Origin of the sequence: Helicobacter pylori (assembly GCA_008032935.1) — a bacterium.
Classification (GTDB): domain Bacteria; phylum Campylobacterota; class Campylobacteria; order Campylobacterales; family Helicobacteraceae; genus Helicobacter; species Helicobacter pylori_CX.
The window spans coordinates 342,396-366,226 of sequence record CP032039.1 but is presented as its reverse complement, the minus strand read 5'-3'; the positions used below and the strand labels follow the sequence as shown (position 1 = coordinate 366,226).

Sequence of the window (23,831 nt, the reverse complement as noted above, 5' to 3'; positions counted from 1 at the left end):
CTTTTTAAGGTTTAATGGTAACTAACACGCTCATCCCTACCCTAAAATTTTCCAACTCTTCTAAGGGTATGGCCTCCACTTCATAGCTTTTCATGTCGTAAGTGTTGGAATTATTTGTCGCTTTCCAAGTCGCAAAATCCCCCATCACGCTCAAATATTTGACCCTGAATTTCGCGCTTCTTTTCAACGCTGGGATATAGCCTTCAAATTCCTTGCCCACCTTAAACTCGTTCAAATACTTTTCAGGCACGCTGATTTTTAACCAACTATCCTTTAAATCTATCATTAAAACCACAGGAAAGCCCTTAGGGCTAAGCTCGCCACCGCTTAAAAGCACATTACTCACTTCCCCATCAATTGGGGCTGTAGCTTTGACATCTTTTAAATAAGACTCCACTTCATTCACTTGCCCTAAAGCCGCGCTCTCTTTAGCCTTAGCGGCAATCTTGCTTTCAGAGCTCGCCCCCCCTAAAGCCATTTTATACTTTTGGTAAGCCGCGCTCTCGTTGTATTTAGTGCTTTCATAGGCCGCATAGGCTTCATCGCGCTTTTGCAAACTCGCCACGCCGTTATCATACAAATCTTGAACGCGCTTATAAGTCTCTTTGGCTAAAGTGGCTTGAGATTTTGCCGCTTGCCAAACGTCTCTTGCAGAATTAATCGTTTCATCTCTTGAGCCTCTTTTGACTTCATCGCTAAGCGCTTTAGCGGCTTTATGCCCGGCTTCAGCTTGAGCGAGCTTGGCTTCTAATTCAGGGCTGGAAATGCTAAAAACCAAATCGCCCTTTTTAATGTGATCGCCTTTTTTAACAAACACCTTTTCAATGCGGCCAGGCACTTTAGAGCTCACGCTGTATTCTCTGGCCTCCAAAAACCCTTGCAACACTTCAGCCTTAGGGCGGTAAGCCAAATAAAAAAGCACGATTAGCCCTAACAATAAAGCCCCACCCCCTGTAAGAATCGCTTTATTTTTATCCAACATGCTATTTGACATGATTCTTTCCTTTAATAAACAAATTCATAAAATAAATCAATGTGATCGCTTAACGCCATTAAATTCGCCAATGAAACAATGTATTTATAAGCCACGCTTTTTTGCTCCACGATGATAGAAGAAAGCGTGTTCCTCGCATCAATGACTTGAGCGTTCGTGCTTAAGCCTTGTAAAAAAGCCTGCTCTTGGAGTTTTAAATTTTCTTTGGCTAATTCCACGCTAGAAAGCAAGCTTTTGTATTCTTTCAAATAAGAAAGCGTCTCTTTATAAGTCTTATTCACTAATAATTCCATGTTTTTTTTAGCTTGGATTTGTTCGCTACTCATTTGCAACTCGGCTAATTTGCTCGCTTGGTATTTTTGGATACGCCCTGTGGGAGAAAGAATAGGCATGCGCCCGGCTACGCCCACAAACCAACTAGGGATCATGTCTTCAAACACCGAATTGTTTTGCTTCATGATATAAGAGCCAAAAAAACTCACTTGGGGCAAGAATTTAGCGATCTGTAATTTCGTGTTTTCTTTAGAAATTTGAATCTGATTTTCTAAAGTCTTTAAAACTGGGTAAGAATTGAGCGTGGAAGCAACAAAAAAGCTCAAATCGGGCAGATTTTTCTCGGTGTGGATCTCCAATTTGCTTGAAGGCGCTAGATCGTCTTTGCTAGACAAAATAGAATTGAACGAGAGTTGCGAAACTTCTAACACGTCTTTAGCCTTAACGCTAGCGATATGGGCCTTATCATAAGCCACTTGAGCGCCTAAGGTTTCTACCCTAGCGATTTGCCCTACTTTTTGCATTTTTAAAGCGTTTTGGAAATGCTTATAATGGCCTTTTTCTACTTCTTCTAAAGTTTCAGCCACTTCTGCGTTTAACACCATGCCATAATACACGCTCACAAGCTCTTGAAAAGTGGAAAGCTTTTTCAAGCGATACACTTCATTAGCGTCTTTTTGCATCAAATCCGCAATGCGCACCATCGTGAATCTTGCCCCACCCATATAAAGGGGATAAATAATGCTCAAAGCCCCAATCACCACATTTTGCTTAGAAAACAATAAGGGGGCTTCTAAAGTGCTGCTCAAAGCCCCAAAACCTTGCATCACCCCTTGCATGCCCGCTTGGATTTGAGGGGTTAATACTTGAGGGGGGATATTTTGTTGGATGTTTTGCAAGCCTTGATGGATCTGGTTGGTGGCTTTTTGCACGCCCGGTTGTTTTTGGCTGGCAAAATCCATTTTAATGGGGTTAGAGAGGTACACATAAAAAGCGCTCAAATCAATTTGAGGCAAAAAAGAAAGCTTGGCCGCTAATTTCATTTTACTCGCTCGCTTAATGGCGTATTCTTGTGCATGCAAGCCTTCATGGTTAGACAATACCCTATTCCATGCGTTTTTTAAGGAGAGTTTTTGGGCGTTAGGGTGGTTCAAAGGTGCGCTGTCTTCAGCCAAATTCAAAGAAGAAGGCTCGGTTTTAGGAACTCCATCAACAGCGTTTAAAGAGCTACTGAACAACAAGCTCAATACAAAGAGGGTTGTTTTTTTCATGCTTCATTTTCTCCCTGATCTTGTTTAACCGCTTTTAAGCGTTTTATCCTAGCCCCATCCACGCTTAAGACTTCAAAAGAATACCCATGCGAAACGATTGTATCTCCCTCCATAGGCATGCGCTCTAACAAGCTAAAAACATAGCCCCCAAGCGTTACCTGCTCGCATTCTTTGTCAAATTCAATGTGAAGCACTTCTTCTACGCTCTCTAAATCCAGCATGCCCTCTAATTCAAACACGCCCTCTTCAAGCTTGTTCACGCCCTCTTGTTTCAAGTCGTATTCGTCGCTAATCTCGCCCATGATCTCTTCAATAATATCTTCCATAGTGAGCAATCCGGCCGTGCCGCCGTATTCATCAATCACCAAAGCGGTATGGATTTGCTCTTTTTTCATTTTAATAAGGATTTGAGAAATAGAAGCGCTCTCAGGGACGATGATCATTTTCCTAACGATTTGATTGAAATCATGCATTTTGGGGGTAAAAATAGAGCGCGAGAGCAAGTCTCTGATATGCACCATGCCGATAATGTTATCCTTAGAACCCTTACAATAAGGATAGCGCGTGAAGCGGCTTTTTAAAACAATGTCTATATTTTCTTCATAGCTGTTTTCTTCGTCCAAACACACCATGTCTTTTCGTGGGGTCATGATTTCTTTAGCGCTCGTGTCAGAAAAATCCACCGCGTTTTTAATGATTTCGCCCTCCACTGAATCAATAATGCCCTCTCTCAAACTCTCGCCCACAATGATTTTTAACTCTTCTTCAGAATGCGTGCCATCATGCTCTTTAGGATTGATGCCCACTTTTTTTAAAAAGAAATGAGCGATCACATCAAACAAGCGCACCACCGGGTAAAACACCACCCAAAACACATGCAAAGGGCGCGCGGCAAAAAGAGCGGCTTTTTCAGATTTAGCGATCGCTAAAGATTTAGGCACGATCTCGCCTAGCACGACATGCAAAAAAGTGATGCTTAAAAACGCTATGACCACGCTCATTGAATGGATAAAAATAGGATTTTCTCTCAAATCCATAGACTCAAACAGCGCGGCTAACAATTTTGCGATAGCGGGCTCACCCACCCAGCCTAAAGCTAATGAAGAAAGGGTGATGCCTAACTGCGTGGCGCTCAAATAAGTGTCTAGTCTTTGACTCATCTTTAAAGCGAGTTTAGCGTTGGAATTACCGATTTTAACCAGCTCTTCTAAGCGGGTTTTACGCACTTTCACAAGGGCAAACTCCGAAAGCACAAAAAAAGCGTTCAACAGCACCAATAAAAAAGCAACCATCAACATCAGAATTGATTCAGACGAATCCAAATAAGCTCCTTGATTCCTCCCCATAACTTTAAACCTAAAACCTAACGATAAATATAAAATATATAAAATCTCAGAATTTTAACATAAAAGATTAAGCCTAACTTTAAAAATCAAGCCTTCAAAAACCCTAGAAATACTTTTCTATAAAACCAAGAGCCACAAAAAGAAGTGCACCTAAAAGCGCAGAAACCGGCACGGTTACCAACCAAGCGGTAACAATCTTTTTTAAAATGGAGCGTTTGATCACTTCTTCTTTATACACTTTTTTAAGCGACTTTTTTTCTTTCTTTTTCAATTCCAAAGCGATGGCGGTGTTCTTGCTTTTTTTCAAGCTCTCTAGCATGAGCGATTTTTCTTTCAAATTGGCTTTATCAAAGCGTTCTAAAAAACCTTCAATTTCTTCTAAATCTTCCCCAAAGTGCGCCGCTACAATGTTGTCTCTGATTCTAGCAAAACGCCTTCTGGATTGCTCTCTTAAACGCTCCCTTAAAAAGCCCACCCCAAACACCGCGCCCACCACAATATGCGTAGAGCTTACCGGCAAGCCTAATTGAGAGGCTAAAAGCACGGTAATGACTGCAGAAAGCGCGATGCAAAAAGCTTGCATTTTGTCTAATTCTGTGATTTCTGACCCCACCGTTTTAATGAGCTTTGGCCCATACAAACTCAAGCCTAAAGCGATCCCAGCTGCCCCTACTACCATAATCCACAAAGGCACAGAGCTTAAAGTATTCCCCATAGGGCTATTTGCATCTTCTAAAGTTTGACTGATTGCGGCTAAGGGGCCAATAGCGTTAGCCACATCATTAGCCCCATGCGCAAAGCTTAAAAGTGCGGCGGCAAAAATCAAAGGGACATTGAAAAGCTCATTAATGCTTTCATGGCTATTTTCTAATTGCGGGGCTTTTTTTAACACAAATCTTTTAAAAAGAATAAAAATCAAAAGTGCAAGGATACAGCCGCAAGCCAGCTGGATTTCAAAACCCACCGTATAAAGGCGTTTTAAAACCTTAACCATCAAATACCAGCTAAAGGCTAAGCTCATCAACGCTACCAAATAAGGCACGACCTTTAAAGCCGCGCTCTTTTTATCTTCTTTATAAGCGATAGTCTTTTTAATGAGCATTAAAAAAAACATGGCTATCAAAGCCCCCATTAAAGGCGAAATTACCCAACTGGCCACAATACCTGATAAAAAATGCCAATTGACAGCTGCCATTCCAGCTGCTGCCATTCCAGCCCCCATAATCCCCCCACTACAGAGTGTGAAGTGGAAACGGGAGCGCCTATTAAAGTCGCTACATGCAACCATAACGCCCCACTGAGTAAGCTAGCCAACATGACATTAATGAAAACATGCGCATCGTTAATAAATTCAGGCGAAACGATACGGCCCTTAATCGTAGAAACCACTTCCCCCCAGCAATGATCGCTCCTAGCATTTCACAAATCGCAGCGATCAAAATCGCCCCACCCATGCTAATGGCTTTAGAGCCTACGGCAGGGCCGACATTATTAGACACATCATTCGCGCCAATATTCGTCGCCATATACCCCCCAATCACGGCCGCAAAAATAAGCAACAATCCCTTAGAATTAGCCTGCCCAAAAATGAGAGCGAGCAAAGCGGCACCGATGAGAAACAAAAGAGCGAGAGCGATTTTTAAAGTGTCTTTTTGGAGTTTTTTGGAAGCTTTTTCAAACTCTTTGATGTTTTTAATTTCCATATCGTCACCAAAACCTTATTCTAATAGTGGCTCTATTCTATCCAATTAGCCCTTGAGCCACTCTTAAAAAGCGTTGTTTGATAAAAATGGCTCATTATATGGTATCTTAAAGTAAAATTTTAAAAATAAGGTTTTTAAAAATGATAGAATTTAGCGATGAAGATTTACAAAAACCGGTGCGTATTGTGATAGAAAAGATCCGCCCTTACTTGCTCAAAGATGGCGGTAATATTGAAGTGCTAGGGGTGAAAAGCATGAAAATTTATGTGGCTTTAGAGGGAGCGTGTAAGACTTGCTCTAGCAGTAAGATCACTTTAAAAAATGTCATTGAAAGGCAGCTTAAAATGGATATTCACCCCAATTTAGAAGTGGTGTGCTTAGAAAACGCTAAGGAGTTTGATAAGCTTTAAGGATTATTAGGCATGCAAAAGTTTGATTATGAATTTAAAAAGCGCGCGTTGATTAAAGAGGGATTTTTAGCGTTCAAGCAAGCCCATTACGCTGAAGCGTTACGCCTTTTTTCTGAAGTGTTGTTTTTGGATAAAGACAACCAAAAAGCCAAAGTGGGGGCGTTATTAAGCGACATCGCTAAGGATTTCCCTAAAGAAGCCCATAGCTTTTATGAATTGTATCAAAGCTTGATCGCTATGCAAAAACGAAGCTTAAAAAACCAGGCTGAAGAGCAAATCATCAATTTGATCGCTTCTTTTGATGAGGGATTGAACCAAATGACTGAAAAGATTGATGCGCAAATTTCTCAAAAAGGCGAGGAATTGAACGGCATTTTGTACGCGGATTTCAAACGCTTGAGCTTGGAGCGCGGTTTTAAGGAAGCGTTTGAAGATTTGATGTTCAGCTCTAGGGTGATTTTTGACAATAAAGAGGATTTTTATGAATTTTTGAAAGAATTGAACCATTATGGCTATTATGAATTAGCAATAAATTACATTGAAAACATGCATGAAGATTCTTTTATTTACGATAAGTTTTTGCGTTCTCTTTTAGAATACGCTCTCAAATCCAATAAGGCTTAAAGAATGAAGCTTAAAAAAACCCTGACTTATCGCAACCGCGCCTATTCTTTTTTAAGCGATAACACGAATGAAGTTTTAGAAAACCCTAAAGAAATCCTTTTTGTCAAAACGCCTTTAAATGAAAAATACTCCCCTTTAATTGCAGAAAAAAACCTGGCTATTTTAGATTTTAACGAGCTTAAAAACTACTTTGATTTTAAGATTAAAATTGTAGGGATTACTGGCACTAATGGTAAAACGACCACAGCGAGCTTGATGTATTCCTTGCTCTTAGATTTGAATAAAAAGACCGCTCTTTTAGGCACAAGGGGGTTTTTTATTAACGATGAACGCATCAAAGAAAAGGGCTTGACCACGCCCACTCTTTTAGAGCTTTATAGCGATTTAGAAGAAGCGATTCGTTTGGGGTGTGAATACTTTATTATGGAAGTGAGCTCCCATGCGATTGTCCAAAAGCGCATTGCTGGGCTTGATTTTGCCCTTAAAATCTTAACCAATATCACAAGCGATCATTTAGATTTCCACAAAAGCATAGAAAATTACAGAGATATTAAAAACAGCTTTTTTAAAGATGAGGGCTTGAAAGTCATCAACAGAGATGAAACAAACGCCCTTTTTAACCCCATTAACGCGCACACTTACGCGCTGGATAAAAAAGCGCATTTAAACGTTCAAGCCTTTTCGCTCACCCCCTTTATTAGCGCGTCTTTATGCTACCAACAAGATTTAAGAGATCCCAATCTTAAAGAAATCGCCCTTATGCATTCCCCCCTTTTAGGGCGTTACAACCTTTATAATATCTTAGCGGGCGTTTTGGGGGTCAAATTGCTCACTCAATTACCGCTAGAAGCGATTGCGCCGTTATTAGAAAACTTTTATGGGGTGAAGGGGCGTTTGGAAATTGTACATTCTAAACCTTTAGTGGTTGTGGATTTTGCCCACACCACAGACGGCATGCAACAAGTCTTTGAAAGCTTTAAAAACCAAAAAATCACCGCTCTTTTTGGAGCAGGGGGCGATAGGGATAAAACCAAGCGCCCTAAAATGGGAGCCATAGCGAGCTATTACGCGCATAAAATCATCTTAACTTCAGACAACCCCAGAAGCGAAAACGAAGAAGACATTATTAAGGATATTTTAAAAGGCATCAGCGATTCTTCTAAAGTCATTATAGAAAAAGACCGAAAAAAAGCCATTTTAAACGCTTTAGAAAATTTAAAAGACGATGAGGTGTTGTTGATTTTAGGCAAGGGCGATGAAAATATTCAAATCTTTAAAGACAAAACGATTTTTTTTAGCGACCAGGAAGTCGTTAAAAGCTATTACCAACATTTAAAACAAGGATAAAACATGCAAGAATTCAGTTTGTGGTGCGATTTTATAGAAAGGGATTTTTTAGAAAACAACTTTTTAAAGCTCATCAATAAGGGGGCTATTTGCGGGGCGACGAGTAACCCCAGTTTGTTTTGTGAAGCGATCACAAAAAGCGCGTTTTATAAAGATGAAATCGCTAAACTCAAAGGCAAAAAAGCTAAAGAAATTTATGAAACTTTGGCGTTAAAGGATATTTTACAAGCCTCTAGCGCGTTAATGCCTTTATATGAAAAAGACCCTAACAACGGCTACATTAGCCTAGAAATTGACCCTTTTTTAGAAGATGATGCCGCTAAAAGCATTGATGAAGCCAAGCGGTTATTCAAAACATTAAACCGCCCTAATGTGATGATTAAAGTCCCGGCGAGCGAAAGCGCTCTTGAAGTCATTAGCGCTTTAACTAAAGCTTCTATTCCTGTTAATGTAACTTTAGTCTTTTCGCCTAAAATTGCCGGTGAAATCGCTCAAATCTTAGCCAAAGAAGCGCAAAAAAGAGCGGTCATTAGCGTGTTTGTCTCACGATTTGACAAAGAAATAGACCCTTTAGTGCCAAAAAACTTGCAAGCTCAAAGCGGGATTATGAACGCTACGGAGTGCTATTATCAAATCAGTCAGCATGCCAATAAGCTAATAAGCACCCTTTTTGCATCCACCGGCGTTAAATCTAATTCTTTAGCTAAAGATTATTACATTAAAGCGCTGTGTTTTAAAAACTCTATCAACACAGCCCCATTAGAGGCTTTAAACGCTTATTTGCTTGACCCAAACACCGAGTATCAAACCCCTTTAAAAATCACAGAAATTGAAGCGTTTAAAAAAGAATTGAAAAACCAAAACATTGATTTAGAAAACACCGCCCAAAAACTCCTTAAAGAAGGCTTGATAGCGTTCAAACAATCCTTTGAAAAGCTTTTAAGCAGTTTTTGATTTTTAAGGGTTTTTTGGATAGAATAAGCCCTTATTTTATTTTAAAGGATTGACATGTTAGAAGGCGTTATTAGAGAGAGTATTACTAAAGCTAACGCTAAAGCTTTAAAAAAAGATGGCTATCTAATCGCAAATGTTTATGGAAAGGGCATTGAAAACGTGAATGGCGCGTTCAAATTAAACCCTTTCATTAAATACCTTAAGGAAAAAAAGCATTTGATTTTCCCGGTGAAATTAGGGGATAAGACTTTTGAAGTCGTGGTTCAAGAATACCAAAAAAACCCCGTTACTAACGAGCTTATCCATGTGGATTTACTCGCTGTTACTAAGGGCGTGAAGTCCAAATTTAAAGTCCCCGTCAAACACCAAGGCACTCCAGTGGGCTTGAAAAATAAAGGGATTTTGATGCTCTCTAAAAAGCGTATCAGCGTGGAATGCGCTCCAGAGCATTTGCCCGATCACTACTTAGTAGATGTAGCCCCTTTAGACGTGAATGAGTCTATTTTGGTGCGCGATTTAGAAAAACACGAGAATGTGAAGATCTTAGATCATGATTCTATCGCTGTGATCGGTGTGATTAAAGCGAAGTGATTTCAGGTGATGACGCTTTTAGTAGGTTTAGGCAACCCTACTTTGCGTTACGCCCACACCAGACACAACGCTGGTTTTGATATTTTAGATTCGCTCGTTAGCGAATTGGATTTTTCTTTCACTTTTTCTCCCAAACACAACGCTTATTTGTGCGTTTATAAGGATTTTATCTTACTCAAACCCCAAACTTACATGAATTTGAGCGGCGAGAGCGTTTTAAGCGCTAAAAATTTTTACAAAATTAAAGAGCTTTTAATTATCCATGACGACTTGGATTTACCTTTAGGCGTTGTGAGGTTTAAAAAGGGTGGGGGAATGGAGGGCATAACGGCCTAAAATCCATTGATTTATTGTGTTCTAATTCTTATTATCGCTTGAGGGTGGGGATTTCTAAAGGGATTGGAGTGGTTGAGCATGTGCTTTCAAAATTCCACAAAAACGAAGAGCCTTTAAAAAACGCTGTGTTTGAACATGCCAAAAACGCCTTAAAATTTTTTATAGAAAGCCATGATTTTAACGCTATGCAAAATCGTTTCACGCTTAAAAAACCTTTAAAAATAGAAAGTTAAATGCACTCTATCAAAAATTTTAAGTTTTTATCGTGGTTTGAATAAGGGTTTAAAGTGCGTTTGTTTAGATTTGTGGGGTGGTATTATTTCAAATACTTTTTAATCGTGCTTTTGGCTTTGGAATTGTTTTTTGTAGGCATTGACAGCCTGAAATACGCCGATAAAATGCCTGATTCTGCGAACATGATCATTTTATTTTTCACCTATGATATTTTATTTGCGCTCAATTACACCTTGCCCATTTCCTTGCTTTTGGCGATGGTTTTATTTTACATCGCCTTCATTAAATCCAACCAATACACCGCCCTGCTCTCTATTGGATTTTCCAAATGCCAGATTTTAAGCCCTATTTTTTTGATTAGCTTGTTTTTCACGGCTGTTTATGTGGGGTTGAACGCGACTCCTTTTGTGTATATGGAAGAAAAAACGCAAAATTTAATTTATAAAGACAATTCTTTGAGCGTCTCAGAGCATTTGTTAGTGAAATACAACGATGATTATGTGTATTTTGATAAGATTAATCCCTTATTGCAAAAAGCCCAAAATATCAAGGTTTTTCGCCTAAAAGATAAGACTTTGGAATCTTATGCTGAAGCTAAAGAAGCTTTTTTTGAAGACAAGTATTGGATTTTGCATGACACTACTATCTATGAGATGCCCTTAAATTTTGAACTGGGCGCAAACGCTTTAAGCACCACGCGTTTAGAAACCTTTAAAACGCTCAAAAATTTCCGTCCTAAAGTTTTAGACACCATTTATCAAAACAAGCCTGCGGTTTCTATCACAGACGCTCTTTTATCCTTGCATGCTTTAGTGCGCCAAAATGCGGACACGAAAAAAGTGCGCTCGTTTTTGTATGTGTTTGCGATTTTGCCCTTTTTTGTGCCGTTTTTAAGCGTTTTAATCGCTTATTTTTCACCCAGTCTCGCCCGCTATGAAAACCTGGCTCTTTTAGGGCTAAAGTTTATCATTATCACGCTCGTTGTTTGGGGGCTATTCTTTGCTTTAGGGAAGTTCAGCATTTCAGGGATACTCATTCCTGAAATAGGCGTGCTATCGCCCTTTTTCGTATTCTTAGCCCTCAGTCTTTGGTATTTTAAAAAGCTTAATAAGAGGTTGTAAGATTTATAAACTTATAATCAAGATAACTCAAGCTCTCATTAGGGGGCCAAATTAAGAAACTTGCCATGCAACATTAACTTAAGACTTGTAAAATAGCCTAAAAAATTATTAAGGTTTTTGGTGAGTTCTGTTCAAATCCTATCTAATCTCAATTATCCCAAAGTGATTACTGAAGGGCTAAGAAATTCTTTAAGCACTCATATTGCAGTTGCTTTTTTAAAATACAGTGGGGTTGAAGTGATTCAAGATGCTTTGATTGATTCTTTAGAAAAGGGGGCAGAATTTGAGATTATTGTAGGACTTGATTTTAAAACAACCGACTCAAAATCCATACGATTTTTGCTAGACTTAAATAAAACTTATAAAAAATTAAGATTTTATTGCTACGGCGACAAAGAAAACAATAAAACAGATATTGTCTTCCACCCTAAAATTTATATGTTTGACAATGGAAAAGAAAAGACTTCCATTATAGGCAGCACCAACTTAACCAAAGGGGGGTTGGAGAATAATTTTGAAGTCAATACCATTTTTACAGAAAAGAAACCCTTATATTACACGCAGTTAAACGCTATTTATAATTCTATAAAATATGCAGATAGTCTGTTCACTCCTAATGAAGAGTATTTAGAAAGCTATGATGAAGTTTTTAGTGCCATTATTAAAAATGAACAAAAAGTCTCAAAAGATAAAAGCATTCAAGAAAAGATTAAAGAGATTGAAAAACAAGAAAAATTGCTTCCTGGAACTATCCCCTCTATCAAGGCAATGATAGTAGAATTTATTTTCGCTTGTGAGAAAAAAGGCGTTAAACAAGTAGCATTACAAGATATTTATCAGGCATTAGAAGAGAGAATAAAAAAGAAGAGTGGGGATACAAATACAAAAGCGATACTTTTAAAAATAGCATTAGGGGCGAACTCAACCACCATCAAAAAGATAGCCATTCAAAACAAAGTTTAGGACTCTTTGAGAGATTGCAAAAAGGTTTTTATGCTCTAACACCAAAAGGGCGTTCGTATAAAGGACGCTAAAGGTATTTATCTCAGACAATCCAACCTAGTCTAATTTAAACTCTTTGCAAAGCTATCTATCAATCAAAATAAAGAATTGAAAGAAAAATTTGACTCCAATGAATATCTTTAGCAATGAAGAATTAGAACGCATTATAGAAATATCCCCACAACAGCATAAGGACTCATTAGTGGTAATGATAGATTTATCAAAAAATAGAAAACAGCATAGAGTTATTGCAACTCAATGACAACCCAAAAGCTTGACAAATCAAGCTTTCATATATAAGTATAAGCTACAAGCCTTACCCCAAAACCCTACCAAACTTAAAAAGTATAAACATAACGCAAATACATAGAATACTGACGGCGTAAGGTTTGGGTTAAGCTGAAATTGGTTTCTGCTCCGGTGATAGTGGTCGGGTTCCCATTCTCTAGCGGGCCTTGTTTTTTCGCTCTTATGGTAGTAGAGCCTTTGAAAAAGTAATTAGGGAGCGTGGGGATTTTGATACCAAATTCAATGCCATGGTGTTCAAAAATATTGGTTCTAATGCCCACATTCACTAAAAATTGGAAAATCGTGTGATTCACCTTAGCATTTAATCTTCCTGTGGTATAGACGCTATTAGGGTTAATCCCCACATCACAACTCGCCGGCGTCGTGTCCCCGCAAGTGATTGTGCCATCAGCGTTAGTCATGTAAGCGTCAGCGTCCGTATTGACGCCATAAACATACCCGTCCTTAAAATACCCCACACGATTATTAGTCCAAGTGTTACCCGCAAAATTCACGCCTAGAAAAAACCCGGCCGTGGCCTTAGGCTTGTCTATAACGTTAAAAAGCATGTCTGTGCCAAAACCATAAGTATACATGTCCGCTTTTTGATCGCTCAAATAAAAGGGCGATATGGCGTTAGCGGCCCTAGAGTTAGAAAAATTGGTATGCCCGTAATCAAAAAAGCCATAATAGCGCAGCCCAAACCACCTTTTTTTACCCACAAAATGCTTATACCCTGTCATCACGCCTAGCCCATACATCGGCTGGTTACGGCCAGGAATGTCCTTATTGGTGCTAAGCATGGTGCGAGAAGTCCAATTGACCACGCAATTAGCTTTAGTATAGCCTGGCGTTCCTGGCGTCCCTGAAGCTGGCTGACAGCCACCGGTCTGCCCGTCAGGGACTTTACCATTATCATTGGCTGAAACATCGCCAAAAGGCACTTGAAACAACTCGCCGTTTTTATAAGCGTTGGTCTTTTGATCAGCCCTACCCACTTCCAAGCTAATCCCCACAAACGCGCCATTCTTTTCATGGGCATTTAAGAGGTTTGTCAGCCATAACGAACTCAAAAGAGCGCCTAAAATTACCGAGCCTTTTTTAGAAATATCTAAAGATTGAGCTATCAAAACAGATTCCTTACGATTAAAATTTTTACCAACCATTTTGCAATCTTGCATTCTATTTTTCTTCTTTGTCATAAAATTGAACACCACTCTCTAGGGTCTCCGCTTAAGTGTTACTTTTTTAATTATTTTATTATAGCTAATTGCAATCTTAAAAGTCAAACAAAAACCACCCCTAAAATTCCCATAATAGTGGGCTACTTGACAATAAAATCCTTTTATAGTAGATTAAAAACTCTTTAATTTTCCCATGAATAAAGGATTTTAAATGGATGCGATTTATCCTTATGTGTTGGTTGTTCATTTATTGTGCGCCATCATTTTTATTGGCTACTTGTTTTTTGATGGGGTAATTTTCCCCAATGTGAAGAAAATGTTTGGCGAAGAGTTTGCCAATAAAGCGAATGCAGGAATCACTCAAAGAGCGATCAAAATCATGCCCTTATGCGTTTTAGGGCTTGTTTTAACAGGGGGCATGATGCTTAGTCAATACATGGGGGCGATAAAGGCTGGTGTGAAACCCCTTTTCAAAAGATACTCATGCTTAAAGTGATCTTAGCGTTAAGCATTTTTCTTTTGGTGCTTTTTTCTTTATCGTGTAAATTTTTGGGTAAGAAAAACCCTATTGGTAAATATATCCACCCTATCGCTCTAACTTTTGGCTTTTTAATCGCCATTTTAGCCAAAACAATGTGGTTTGTTTAAGAGCGTTTCAACCTCAAAGAATTTAAAACCACCAAGAGCGAACTAGCACTCATGCTCAAACTCGCTATTAAAGGGTTGATGTATCCTAGCATAGCGACTGGGATTAAAATAGCGTTATAAATCAAACTCAAAACAATGTTTTGCAACACCACTTGATAGACTTTTTGAGCGTTATCAAACGCTTTTTCTAGCAAACTCAAATCCTCTTCTAAAAGCAAAATATCGCATGCGCTTTTACTCAAAGCGCTTTTTTCAAACCCCAAAGAAACGCTCGCTTGTTTTAAGGCTAGCGCGTCATTATTGCCATCGCCTATCATCGCGCAAACGCCCTGATAAGAACTGACGATTTGAGCCTTATCTTCAGGGGTCAGATTGGCATGATACTTAGAAATCCCTAATTTTTTCGCGCACTCCTTAACCGAGCTTTCATTATCCCCGCTTAAAATCTCTAATTCCAAGCCTTGATTTTGTAGAGTTTGAATGACTTCTTTAGCGTTAGTTTTCAAACGCTCTTCTAAAATGAATAACGCGCATAAGGTCTTGTTTTTCGCAAAACCTACCATGATATTAGCGCTCTCTTTAACCTTTAAATCAACCCCCATGGATTTTAAAAATTTCAAACTCCCCACTAGCAAAGTTTCGTTTTGATAATTCGCTTTTAAGCCATGAGCGAAAAACTCTATCTTTTCTAAACTGACCTCATCGCCATTTAGAGTTTTAAGGATCGTGCTATGGGCTAAATGCTCCCTGGTTTTTAAAAGGCTCTTTAAAAGCCTTTCATCAAATTCTTCATGAATGATTTTTTCTTTTAAAAGGACTTCTTTTTGCGTGAGCGTGCCGGTTTTGTCTATAAAGATTTTTTTCACTTTAGCCAGAGTTTCTAAAAACAACGCTTCTTTAAACACGATCAAAGGGTTTTTAAACACCCCTATCACTAGCGCAATGGGCGTAGCTAAAGCGAACGCGCAAGGGCAGCTGATGACCAACACGCTAATACACACCATTAAGGCTTTTTCAAAATTACCCCCCAAACCAAATTGCCACAATAAAAAGCTCACAAAGGCTAAAAACAACACCGCTTTAGAAAAAATATCCGCAATTTGATTCGCGCTGCTCTCAATTAAGGGCTTTTCTAAAAAACTCTTTTTTAAAGTTTCTAGCAAACTAGAAAGGCGTGAGTTTTGAAAAGTCGCGCTCACTTGATAGCTAAAAGGCACGCCCACATTCACATAACCCCCTAAAATTGGATCATTAACCTCCAATTCCAAAGGCTTAAACTCCCCACTGATCAAAGACGCATCCACGCTCGCGTTATTTAAAAGCACGCCATCTAAAGCGATTTTAGCCCCGCTTGGCACCCAAACAACAGAGCCTATCGCCACATCTTTAGGGTGTTTTTCTATTTGTTTGTCCTTTTCTACAACAATCACGCTATGGATTTCATGCGATTCTAGGGCCAGGCATTTTTCATTCGCAAACAGCCTAGCTTTTAATTCCAAAAACTTAGAGCCAAAAACAAGCGTTAAAATCGTGCTGCTCGCTTCAAAATAAGTCTCTTGAGACACCAACATCGCATAAATGGAATAAACAAACGCCGATAACGCTCCAAAAGACACGCTCAAATCCATGCCCAAAACGCCATTTTTTAGCCCGTAAAACGCCCCCTTAATGAAAAAACGCCCCACCACCACTAGCACCAACAAGCTTAAAAAGAGCGATACGAGATCCAAATTCCTTTGCATAAGCTTATCCATGCCGCTACCATAACTCGTGCTACCATAACTCGCATATTTGGCAATGGCAATAAACATCAAATTCATGGTGGCAAAAAACCCCACGCTCAAAGTGAGCAAGTAGGAGCGCTGCTCTTTTTGGGCTTTTAGAGCGTAATTTTTTGCGTTATAAATTTTAGCCCCATAACCCAAACTCTCAATTTTTTGAATAATCTCTTTAGGGTTTAAAGACTTGTCAAACACGATTTGTAAATGGTGGGTGGTGAAATTCACGCTCACTTTTTTAACCCCCTTTAAGCGCTCTAAAACCTTTTGATTGAGCCACAAGCAAGCGTTGCAATGCGTTTTCTCTAGCAAAAGATTAAGGATAAAATCGCTTTTATTGTTTTCTTCAAGGGCTTGTTCTAATTCCAAAGTGCTCATTGAATCTTGGGGCGTTACGGGGGCTAAAGTGGAATCGTTTAATTTGTCATAAAAGCTCTCTAAATTCAAATCTAACAATAACGCATACACCCTAGCGCACCCCGTGCAGCAAAAATACAATTCCTTGTGATGGATCACCTCTTTAAAAAGCTCACTTTCTTTAAACTCCAACTGGCAATGCGAACATTTCATTTTTTTAATCCTTAATTTAAGGGCGCTAATTCAGAAGCGCTTTGATAGAATAAGTGTTACAGGTTTGATAGATGCTTAGAACTTCTTTGGTGTTGTCGCTTTGGTTTTTGGAATGGTGCGTGATTAAAGGGGGCAAAACTTTTAGAGCGCTTTTGGAATTATTCCTAGCCGCTCCAAGCATCAAATGGGCGTTTTTGTCTTTAAAACTTTGAACAAACCTTAAAGTTTCTAGCGTGAGTTTAGTGCTTTTTAAACTCTCTATGACCAAGCAAAGCGACAAGGCTTCATAGCAAAAAATAAAATACCCTTTAGGTTTTAAGCATTTTTTCACTTTAGCCACTAAAGAAGCGAAGTCTAATTCGCTCTGGTGCCTCGCATGCCCTTTAATTTGAGATTTAATAGAGCCTAAAGCATAAAAAGGAGGGTTGCACACAATCGCATCATACAAAATCGGAGGGTTAAAATCTAAAAAATCGCTTTCAAACACTTGAGCGTTAGGGAATTTAAGGGCGTTTTTTTGGGAGCAAAACGCCATTTTGTTATCCTTTTCCACTAAATGAACGCTCGCTAGCGGGTTGTCTCTAGCGCAGAGCAAGCCTAGAACCCCACACCCTGAGCCTATGTCCAAAATCGCGCCGCTATTTTTGATAAAAGGGCGTGAAAAATCGTATAAAAAAAGCGAATCGCTATTGTAAGAATAAGCGTTTAAGGGCTGGTATAATCTTAAGAGTTTTCTATCCATAAAAGGGCTTCATTTTCTAAGATTTGTGCATGCAACAACCGCCCCTTAAAAGGGGTTTTTAAAGCGAATGCGCTAAACGCTTCGCCAATCATAGACGCATGCGAATGCAAAAGCAACGCGTCTATTTTATCCCTCAAGCTCTCAAATAATCCCCACCCCCCTTCAATGAAATTAAACCCTTTCTCTAGGGGTAAATCTTTAGGGTTGTTGAAAATATTAACCAAACGATTGGGTGCAAAAAAAACTTTTGAATTAGGATTAATTGAGCGCTTGGATAAAATAGCGATATTGGGGTTTTTATTGTGATAAAAGCTGTCGCAAAAGCGAGCGTCTAATAAGGGGTTGTCCGTTCTTATGGTTTTCCCAGAAATGATGAGCGTGTCGCATACCGCACGCTGGTTGTGCGTGAAAATAACGCTTTTTTGCCCGGTGATCTTGCCATGATGGTAATCCCCATTCATCCTTAAAGCGAGTTTGAACAAATTAAAACGCCCCTTTTGTTCCATTACCCTAAAAGGCAAGAGCAAATCCTTAGCCTTGTTTTCTAAATTGCGACAAATTATTGTTTCAATATAAGCCTTTTGTAGCCTTGCTAAACCCCCTTTTTTGGCTTCGTTTTCTTCTGTGGCAATGACCACTCTTTTAGGTTTTAAAATTTCTAACAATCCGCTGCACGCCGGGGTTTTGCCATAAGAATTGCATGGCTCTAAGGTGATTAAAAAAACGCAGTCTTTAAAGGCGTTATCGTGGCGCGTTTTTAAAAAATCGCTTAAAATTTTAGGGTCTTCTAATTTTTCTAAATCGCTTTTTAAATGGGGGCGTAAAATCTTTAACGCTGATTTAGCGGCTAAGACTTCTGCATGCGGGGTTTTGGCTTTTTTATGGGTTTCTAAACTCAAGATCTCATGGTTTTTATCTAACACCATGCAGGCCACGCTTGGGTTTTCTAAGGCTAGGGTTTGATATTCCCACGCCTTATTCAAGCAAGTTTCTAATAAACTTTCATAAAGTCTCATGGTTTAACTAGGGAAAAAAGGCAAAAGCAAAAAGCCCTTAATCGCTAAAGCGTTAATAATATCAACAAAAAACGCTCCCACTAAAGGCACGACGATAAACGCTACATGCGATGGCCCATAGTGGTTGGTGATGGTTTGCATATTCACCATAGCCGTTGGGGTCGCTCCAAGCCCAAAACCGCAATGCCCCGCGCACAACACCGCCGCATCATAATCCTTCCCGCATACCCTAAAGGTTACCAGCACCACATAAAGGATCATAAACACCACTTGAACGCTCAAAATAACCGCTAACGGCACAGCGAGTTTTAACAATTCCAATAAATTCACGCTCATTAAAGCGTAGGCTAAAAACAGACTCAAACTCACATTCCCTATAACTGAAACCTCTCTGTCAAACACGCTATGGATTTTAAAAAATGACAAAGCGTTCCTTAAGATAACCCCCACAAACAAACACCACACGAAAGTCGGTAAAGTGAAACTTTTAGGCATCAAATGCGATAAAAAAGTCCCCACTAATAAAGCTATTGCAATGAGAGCTAAGGTTTCTACAAAACTGGATGCGGTGATTAGGCGCTGCTCTTTAGGGGTTTCAAAACCTTTAGACACCACGCCCTCTAAAGTGTCTTTTTCTTTAGTGTCTTTAGGCTCTAGTTTGTATTTAGAAATCAAATACTTAGCGACAGGCCCTCCAATAATCCCCCCGCTCACCAAGCCAAAAGTCGCGCACGCCATGCCCACTTCCAAACTAGAGCTAAAATTATAAGGTGGTTGGGTGAAAAAATTAGCCCATGCCGCGCTAGTGCCATGCCCTCCCACTAAAGCGATCGATCCCCTAAAAGCCCCATTAAAGGATTGACCCCTAAAAGGCTAGCGATAGAAATCCCCACTGCATTTTGACACACCACAAACCCCGCCACAGCCAGCAAAAAAACCGCAAGCATTTTCCCGCCTTTTTGTAAAGATTTGAAATCCGCGCTCAAACCAATGGTGATAAAAAAGTCAGCATTAAAGGATCTTTTAAAGAAGAATCAAACTGCAAGCCAAAATTGTAAAACTGACGCGCTAACATGATAAAAAAAGCGACTAAAACCCCGCCCACAACAGGCTCTGGAATATCATAATCGCGCAAAAACTTGACTTTAGAAATCACATAACGCCCCAAAAGCAGCACTAAAACCATGCACACCAAAGTGGCATAAATATCCAACTTAATTTCTTGCAAGCTTGCATCCTTATTAATCAAATTTATCTTATTATAATATAATACCCCCTAAAAGAACGAGATCAGTTAGAAAGTAGGTGTTCCTTGCATACAGTATTACAAATTGGAGCTGGTGGCGTAGGCAGTGTGGTAGTGCACAAAATGGGCATGAACAGGGATGTGTTTAAAAATATCATTTTAGCGAGCAGGAGCTTAGACAAATGCTATGCGATTAAAGAAAGCATGCTCAAAAAGGGTTTGGGGGAAATTGGCGTTGAGCAAGTGGATGCCGATGATACGCAAGCCTTAGTCGCTTTAATCCAAAAACACAAGCCTAAAGTCGTTATCAATGTGGCTTTACCCTATCAAGATTTAACGATCATGCAAGCATGTTTAGAGACTAAAACGCATTACATTGATACCGCCAATTACGAGCACCCGGATTTAGCGAAATTTGAATACAAAGAGCAATGGGCGTTTGATAGGGCTTATAAAGAAGTGGGGATTTTAGGGGTTTTAGGGGCTGGGTTTGACCCGGGCGTTACTAACGCTTATGTCGCTCACGCTCAAAAACACCATTTTGACACTATCCACACTTTAGATATTTTAGATTGCAACGCTGGGGATCACAAACGCCCTTTTGCCACGAATTTTAACCCTGAAATCAATTTGAGAGAAGTCAGCTCTAAAGGGCGTTATTATGAAAACGGCAAATGGATTGAAACAAAGCCTTTAGAAATCAAGCAAGTGTGGGCTTACCCGCAGATTGGCGAAATGGATTCGTATCTTTTATACCATGAAGAATTGGAATCGTTAGTCAAAAACATTAAAGGCTTGAGGAGGGCGAGGTTTTTTATGACTTTCTCTCAAAATTATTTAACCCACATGAAATGCTTAGAAAATGTCGGCATGCTAGGCATTAAAGAAATAGAGCATCAAGGCGTAAAAATCGTGCCGATACAATTTTTAAAAACCTTACTTCCGGATCCAGCCACTCTAGCCAAAGACACCACCGGTAAAACCAACATCGGGTGCTATATGACCGGCATTAAAAACAACCAAGACAAAACGCTCTACATTTACAACGTGTGCGATCATAAAAAATGCTATGAAGAAGTGGGTTCGCAAGCCATAAGCTACACCACCGGCGTGCCAGCGATGTGTGCGGCTAAAATGATTTGTAATGACACTTGGAGTGCGGATCATTTTAGGGCTGGGGTGTTTAACATAGAAGAATTAAACACCGATCCCTTTATGGAAGAATTGATCAAACAAGGCTTGCCTTATGAAGTGATTGAGCGCTAGTTTTAGGCTTCAATCTTCACTTGGCGCAATAAACACCGATTCCCTTTCTATCGTAATATTCTTATCGTCTGTGCTATAAGCTTGTATGGTAATAGGGATTAGAGCGTCTTTAGCGTTCTTGTATTCTGTAGCGTTGCTCTTTAGGGGTTTTCTTAAAATCACTACCGCTTTGATCTTTTGTCCGGCTTTAATGGCGATAGGATTTAAAGGCTTTTTGATTTGGATGTCTTTTTGCCCTAAAATTTTGAAATAAAACTCATGGTCTTTATTGTCCGTGTTGTGGAATAAAAACACGTAATCGTTATCCACATACCCACTAGATCGCAATTCATACAGATCGCTGTTGCGGTTAATGTCTAAGAGCATGCGTTCTTTTTTAAACGAAGTGATGGCTAAAAGAGCGATCACAATAGCGATAACCCCCATGTAAGCGATCGTTTTTAAACGCACTAATCGCACTTTTTGGCGCGTGTTAATGGCGTTTGTTGAAGACCATTGGATGAGTGAAGGGCGGTTGAATTTAGCCATGGTAATCGTGCATGCATCCACGCATTCTAAGCAGTTGATGCATTCTAATTGCAAACCCTTCCTAATGTCAATATGCGTGGGGCAAACCTGCACGCAATGCAAACAATTCACGCATTCGTTTTCTGGGCTGCGTTTTTTGGGAGGTAAGGGAAAAAGATGGCCCTGATTATTATAAAGCGCTCCGCCGCGCTTTTCATCATAAATGGGGTTTAAGGTGTCATTGTCATACAACACCGATTGCACCCTAGCGTAAGGGCATAAATAAATGCAAAAACGCTCCGCAACCACCACTATATCAAACAGCACCACAGCCGTGCTAAAAAGCCAAAAACCCATAGCAATAGGGTGATCGCTAGGGTTTTTAAGATACATAAAAAAGTCTTCAGGGGCGATGAAATAAAAGAAAAATAACATCATTAGCCCCGCCACAACAGGAGCGAACAATAAAACGCTCAATGCTTTACGCGCCTTATAGCTTGGGGTGTTTTTAGGGCTTTCTTGCTTGTTGCTGATCTTTTTATGGAGTTTGAAAATCTTTGTTTCAATCACATCTCTATAAAGCACCCTTAAAAAGGTTTGCGGGCAAGCCCAACCGCACCACACACGCCCAAGGCTAGTGGTGATGAAAAAAATCCCTATAAAAAGCAAAATAACCATAAAAGGCATGACTTGCAATTCTTCAGCGCTAAAGATCTTGCCTAAAAAATGCAGTTGCTTATGCTCAAAAGAGATCAAAAACAAATGCGCCCCATCAATGCGAACAAATGGCGTGATTAATAACGCTAAAGAAATCAATAAAAACCCTATATAACGCTTCAAACGAAACGATTTTAAAAAATGGCTAGAAGTTTCAAGCATTCTCAATATCCTAAAATTTTTAAGCCACTATACCCTAACAACTTAACGCTTTCACTTAAAAAGCAACATGTTATAATGATCGCTATTTTATTTGAAAGGGTATTTATGGAAGGCGTTTTGAATTTCCTAACCAATATCAATGTGATTTTCACCCTTTTGGGCTATTTGATTGGGGGGATTCCTTTTGGCTATGCGTTAATGAAAATCTTTTATGGCATGGATATTACTAAAATCGGATCGGGGGGCATTGGCGCAACGAATGTCTTACGCGCTTTACAAAGTAAGGGCGTGAGTAACGCTAAACAAATGGCCTTATTAGTCTTAATCTTGGATCTATTCAAAGGCATGTTTGCGGTGTTTTTAAGCAAATTGTTTGGGTTAGATTATAGTTTGCAATGGATGGTCGCTATCGCTAGCATTTTAGGGCATTGTTATTCGCCTTTTTTGAATTTCAATGGAGGCAAGGGCGTTTCTACGATCATGGGCTCTGTGGTGTTGCTCATTCCTATTGAAAGCCTCATCGGCTTGACGGTGTGGTTTTTTGTGGGTAAGGTGCTTAAAATCTCTTCACTCGCTAGCATTCTAGGGGTAGGCACAGCGACTGTTCTTATCTTTTTTGTGCCTTATATGCATATCCCAGATAGCGTCAATATCCTTAAAGAAGTCGGCACGCAAACGCCGATGGTGCTTATTTTTATTTTCACCCTTATCAAGCATGCGGGCAATATTTTTAATTTATTAGCCGGCAAGGAAAAGAAAGTCTTATGAAAACTAAACAAGGCGTTCATATCCATAACTTGGTGTTTGAAACGATTTTGGGGATTTTAGAGTTTGAACGCTTAAAACCCCAAAAAATAAGCGTGGATTTGGATCTTTTCTACACGGAATTACCCAACAAGGCTTATTTGGACTACATGGAAATCCAAGAGCTTATTCAAAAGATGATGCAAGAAAAACAATACCTTCTCATTGAAGACGCCCTGAAAGATTTGAGCCATGCTTTAAAAACGCACTATAGTGGAATTTCTGAGCTTTATTTAAAAATCAGCAAGTTAGAAACTTCTCCCAATTCTCAAGTGGGAGCGAGCGTGAAAATTTGCTATGAAAATAATCTTTAGCCTCTTTTTCCTCCTTATGGTTTTAAAAGCACACCCCATAAACCCTTTATTAGAGCCGTTATATTTCCCGAGTTATGCGCAATTTTTAAATTTAGAACCTCATTTTATCATTAAAAAAAAGCGCGCTTATAGACCTTTTCAATGGGGGAATACCATTATCATCAAACGCCATGATTTAGAAGAGCGCCAGAGCAACCAGCCAAGCGATATTTTCCGCCAAAACGCTGAAATCAATGTGTCTTCTCAAATGTTTTTAAAAGGAATGAGCAACGCTTCTTCACGAATAGCGCTTGATTCAGCCGCTCAGTAAAATGCTAAAACTTTTTTTAATCATATTTTTCTTGGTATTTTCTTAATCCTAAAACAAATTTAAGGTATTATTA

At 39.4% G+C, this 23,831-nt stretch carries 19 protein-coding genes and 4 pseudogenes; 13 read left to right on the top strand and 10 right to left on the bottom strand.

Annotation, left to right across the window (positions count from 1 at the left end):
* Nucleotides 1-4 precede the first annotated feature (4 nt).
* The 4 genes and pseudogenes from D2C78_01835 to D2C78_01820 form a co-directional block, all read right to left on the bottom strand.
* A complete protein-coding gene (locus tag D2C78_01835) occupies nt 5-994 on the bottom strand; it encodes a biotin/lipoyl-binding protein (GenBank protein ID QEF34810.1) in 990 nt (329 codons plus the stop codon).
* Between the two features lie 11 nt (nt 995-1,005).
* Entirely contained in the window at nt 1,006-2,538 is a 1,533-nt protein-coding gene (locus D2C78_01830) for a TolC family protein (protein QEF34809.1), read from the bottom strand.
* Nucleotides 2,535-3,884: an HlyC/CorC family transporter gene (locus tag D2C78_01825; GenBank protein QEF34808.1), complete on the bottom strand. Its 1,350-nt coding sequence runs from the start codon at nt 3,882-3,884 to the stop codon at nt 2,535-2,537. Before D2C78_01825 ends, D2C78_01830 begins: the two co-directional genes overlap by 4 nt.
* A gap of 103 nt (nt 3,885-3,987) precedes the next feature.
* A pseudogene (locus D2C78_01820) lies at nt 3,988-5,587 on the bottom strand (anion permease).
* Between the two features lie 140 nt (nt 5,588-5,727).
* Here D2C78_01820 and D2C78_01815 point away from each other — a divergent pair.
* From D2C78_01815 to D2C78_01780, 8 genes and pseudogenes are all read left to right on the top strand, one after another.
* Complete coding sequence (locus D2C78_01815) at nt 5,728-5,997, top strand: NifU family protein (protein QEF34807.1); 270 nt, start codon at nt 5,728-5,730, stop codon at nt 5,995-5,997.
* 12 nt (nt 5,998-6,009) lie between these two features.
* The gene (locus tag D2C78_01810) at nt 6,010-6,621 is read left to right on the top strand and encodes a histidine kinase (GenBank protein QEF34806.1); all 612 of its coding nucleotides are present in this window, start codon (nt 6,010-6,012) and stop codon (nt 6,619-6,621) included.
* A 3-nt stretch (nt 6,622-6,624) separates the two neighbouring features.
* The gene (locus D2C78_01805) at nt 6,625-7,968 is read left to right on the top strand and encodes a UDP-N-acetylmuramoyl-L-alanyl-D-glutamate--2,6-diaminopimelate ligase (GenBank protein QEF34805.1); all 1,344 of its coding nucleotides are present in this window, start codon (nt 6,625-6,627) and stop codon (nt 7,966-7,968) included.
* Nucleotides 7,969-7,971: 3 nt separating this feature from the next.
* Nucleotides 7,972-8,922 carry a transaldolase gene (tal, locus tag D2C78_01800; GenBank protein QEF34804.1) on the top strand — a complete coding sequence of 317 codons (951 nt, stop codon included), beginning with the start codon at nt 7,972-7,974 and terminating at the stop codon, nt 8,920-8,922.
* A gap of 54 nt (nt 8,923-8,976) precedes the next feature.
* On the top strand, nt 8,977-9,513 hold the full coding sequence (locus tag D2C78_01795) for a 50S ribosomal protein L25 (protein QEF34803.1): 537 nt from the start codon (nt 8,977-8,979) through the stop codon (nt 9,511-9,513).
* Nucleotides 9,514-9,522: 9 nt separating this feature from the next.
* Nucleotides 9,523-10,082: pseudogene (locus D2C78_01790) on the top strand (aminoacyl-tRNA hydrolase).
* Between the two features lie 54 nt (nt 10,083-10,136).
* Nucleotides 10,137-11,204: a YjgP/YjgQ family permease gene (locus D2C78_01785; protein ID QEF34802.1), complete on the top strand. Its 1,068-nt coding sequence runs from the start codon at nt 10,137-10,139 to the stop codon at nt 11,202-11,204.
* A 120-nt stretch (nt 11,205-11,324) separates the two neighbouring features.
* On the top strand, nt 11,325-12,167 hold the full coding sequence (locus D2C78_01780) for a restriction endonuclease (protein QEF34801.1): 843 nt from the start codon (nt 11,325-11,327) through the stop codon (nt 12,165-12,167).
* A gap of 377 nt (nt 12,168-12,544) precedes the next feature.
* Here the strand turns inward: D2C78_01780 and D2C78_01775 are convergent, their stop codons facing one another.
* Nucleotides 12,545-13,711 carry an outer membrane protein gene (locus D2C78_01775; GenBank protein QEF34800.1) on the bottom strand — a complete coding sequence of 389 codons (1,167 nt, stop codon included), beginning with the start codon at nt 13,709-13,711 and terminating at the stop codon, nt 12,545-12,547.
* A gap of 178 nt (nt 13,712-13,889) precedes the next feature.
* Between D2C78_01775 and D2C78_01770 the strand changes: the two are divergent.
* Nucleotides 13,890-14,326 (top strand): annotated as a pseudogene (locus D2C78_01770) (copper resistance protein CopD).
* On the opposite strand, the gene D2C78_01765 reads toward D2C78_01770, so the two are convergent.
* The 4 genes and pseudogenes from D2C78_01765 to gltS form a co-directional block, all read right to left on the bottom strand.
* On the bottom strand, nt 14,323-16,674 hold the full coding sequence (locus D2C78_01765; GenBank protein QEF34799.1) for a heavy metal translocating P-type ATPase: 2,352 nt from the start codon (nt 16,672-16,674) through the stop codon (nt 14,323-14,325). The pseudogene D2C78_01770 and the gene D2C78_01765 overlap by 4 nt on opposite strands.
* Before the next feature lie 25 nt (nt 16,675-16,699).
* Entirely contained in the window at nt 16,700-17,416 is a 717-nt protein-coding gene (locus D2C78_01760) for a tRNA1(Val) (adenine(37)-N6)-methyltransferase (GenBank protein ID QEF34798.1), read from the bottom strand.
* Nucleotides 17,398-18,432, bottom strand: coding sequence for a bifunctional diaminohydroxyphosphoribosylaminopyrimidine deaminase/5-amino-6-(5-phosphoribosylamino)uracil reductase (locus D2C78_01755; GenBank protein ID QEF34797.1), 1,035 nt, complete (start codon nt 18,430-18,432; stop codon nt 17,398-17,400). Before D2C78_01755 ends, D2C78_01760 begins: the two co-directional genes overlap by 19 nt.
* Before the next feature lie 3 nt (nt 18,433-18,435).
* A pseudogene (gene gltS / locus D2C78_01750) lies at nt 18,436-19,660 on the bottom strand (sodium/glutamate symporter).
* An 84-nt stretch (nt 19,661-19,744) separates the two neighbouring features.
* On the opposite strand from gltS, the gene D2C78_01745 reads away from it, so the two are divergent.
* The gene (locus D2C78_01745; protein QEF34796.1) at nt 19,745-20,944 is read left to right on the top strand and encodes a saccharopine dehydrogenase family protein; all 1,200 of its coding nucleotides are present in this window, start codon (nt 19,745-19,747) and stop codon (nt 20,942-20,944) included.
* A gap of 9 nt (nt 20,945-20,953) precedes the next feature.
* Here the strand turns inward: D2C78_01745 and ccoG are convergent, their stop codons facing one another.
* Nucleotides 20,954-22,330 (bottom strand): cytochrome c oxidase accessory protein CcoG, encoded by a 1,377-nt coding sequence (gene ccoG / locus D2C78_01740; protein QEF34795.1) that lies wholly within the window; start codon nt 22,328-22,330, stop codon nt 20,954-20,956.
* On the opposite strand from ccoG, the gene plsY reads away from it, so the two are divergent.
* From plsY to D2C78_01725, 3 genes are read left to right on the top strand one after another with little or no spacing between them, the layout of a single operon-like run.
* The gene (gene plsY, locus D2C78_01735) at nt 22,310-23,098 is read left to right on the top strand and encodes a glycerol-3-phosphate 1-O-acyltransferase PlsY (protein QEF34794.1); all 789 of its coding nucleotides are present in this window, start codon (nt 22,310-22,312) and stop codon (nt 23,096-23,098) included. The genes ccoG and plsY overlap by 21 nt on opposite strands.
* Nucleotides 23,095-23,448, top strand: a complete 354-nt coding sequence (locus tag D2C78_01730) for a dihydroneopterin aldolase (protein QEF34793.1) — start codon at nt 23,095-23,097, stop codon at nt 23,446-23,448. Before plsY ends, D2C78_01730 begins: the two co-directional genes overlap by 4 nt.
* On the top strand, nt 23,432-23,758 hold the full coding sequence (locus D2C78_01725) for a Plug domain-containing protein (protein QEF34792.1): 327 nt from the start codon (nt 23,432-23,434) through the stop codon (nt 23,756-23,758). Before D2C78_01730 ends, D2C78_01725 begins: the two co-directional genes overlap by 17 nt.
* The last annotated feature ends 73 nt before the right edge of the window (nt 23,759-23,831 follow it).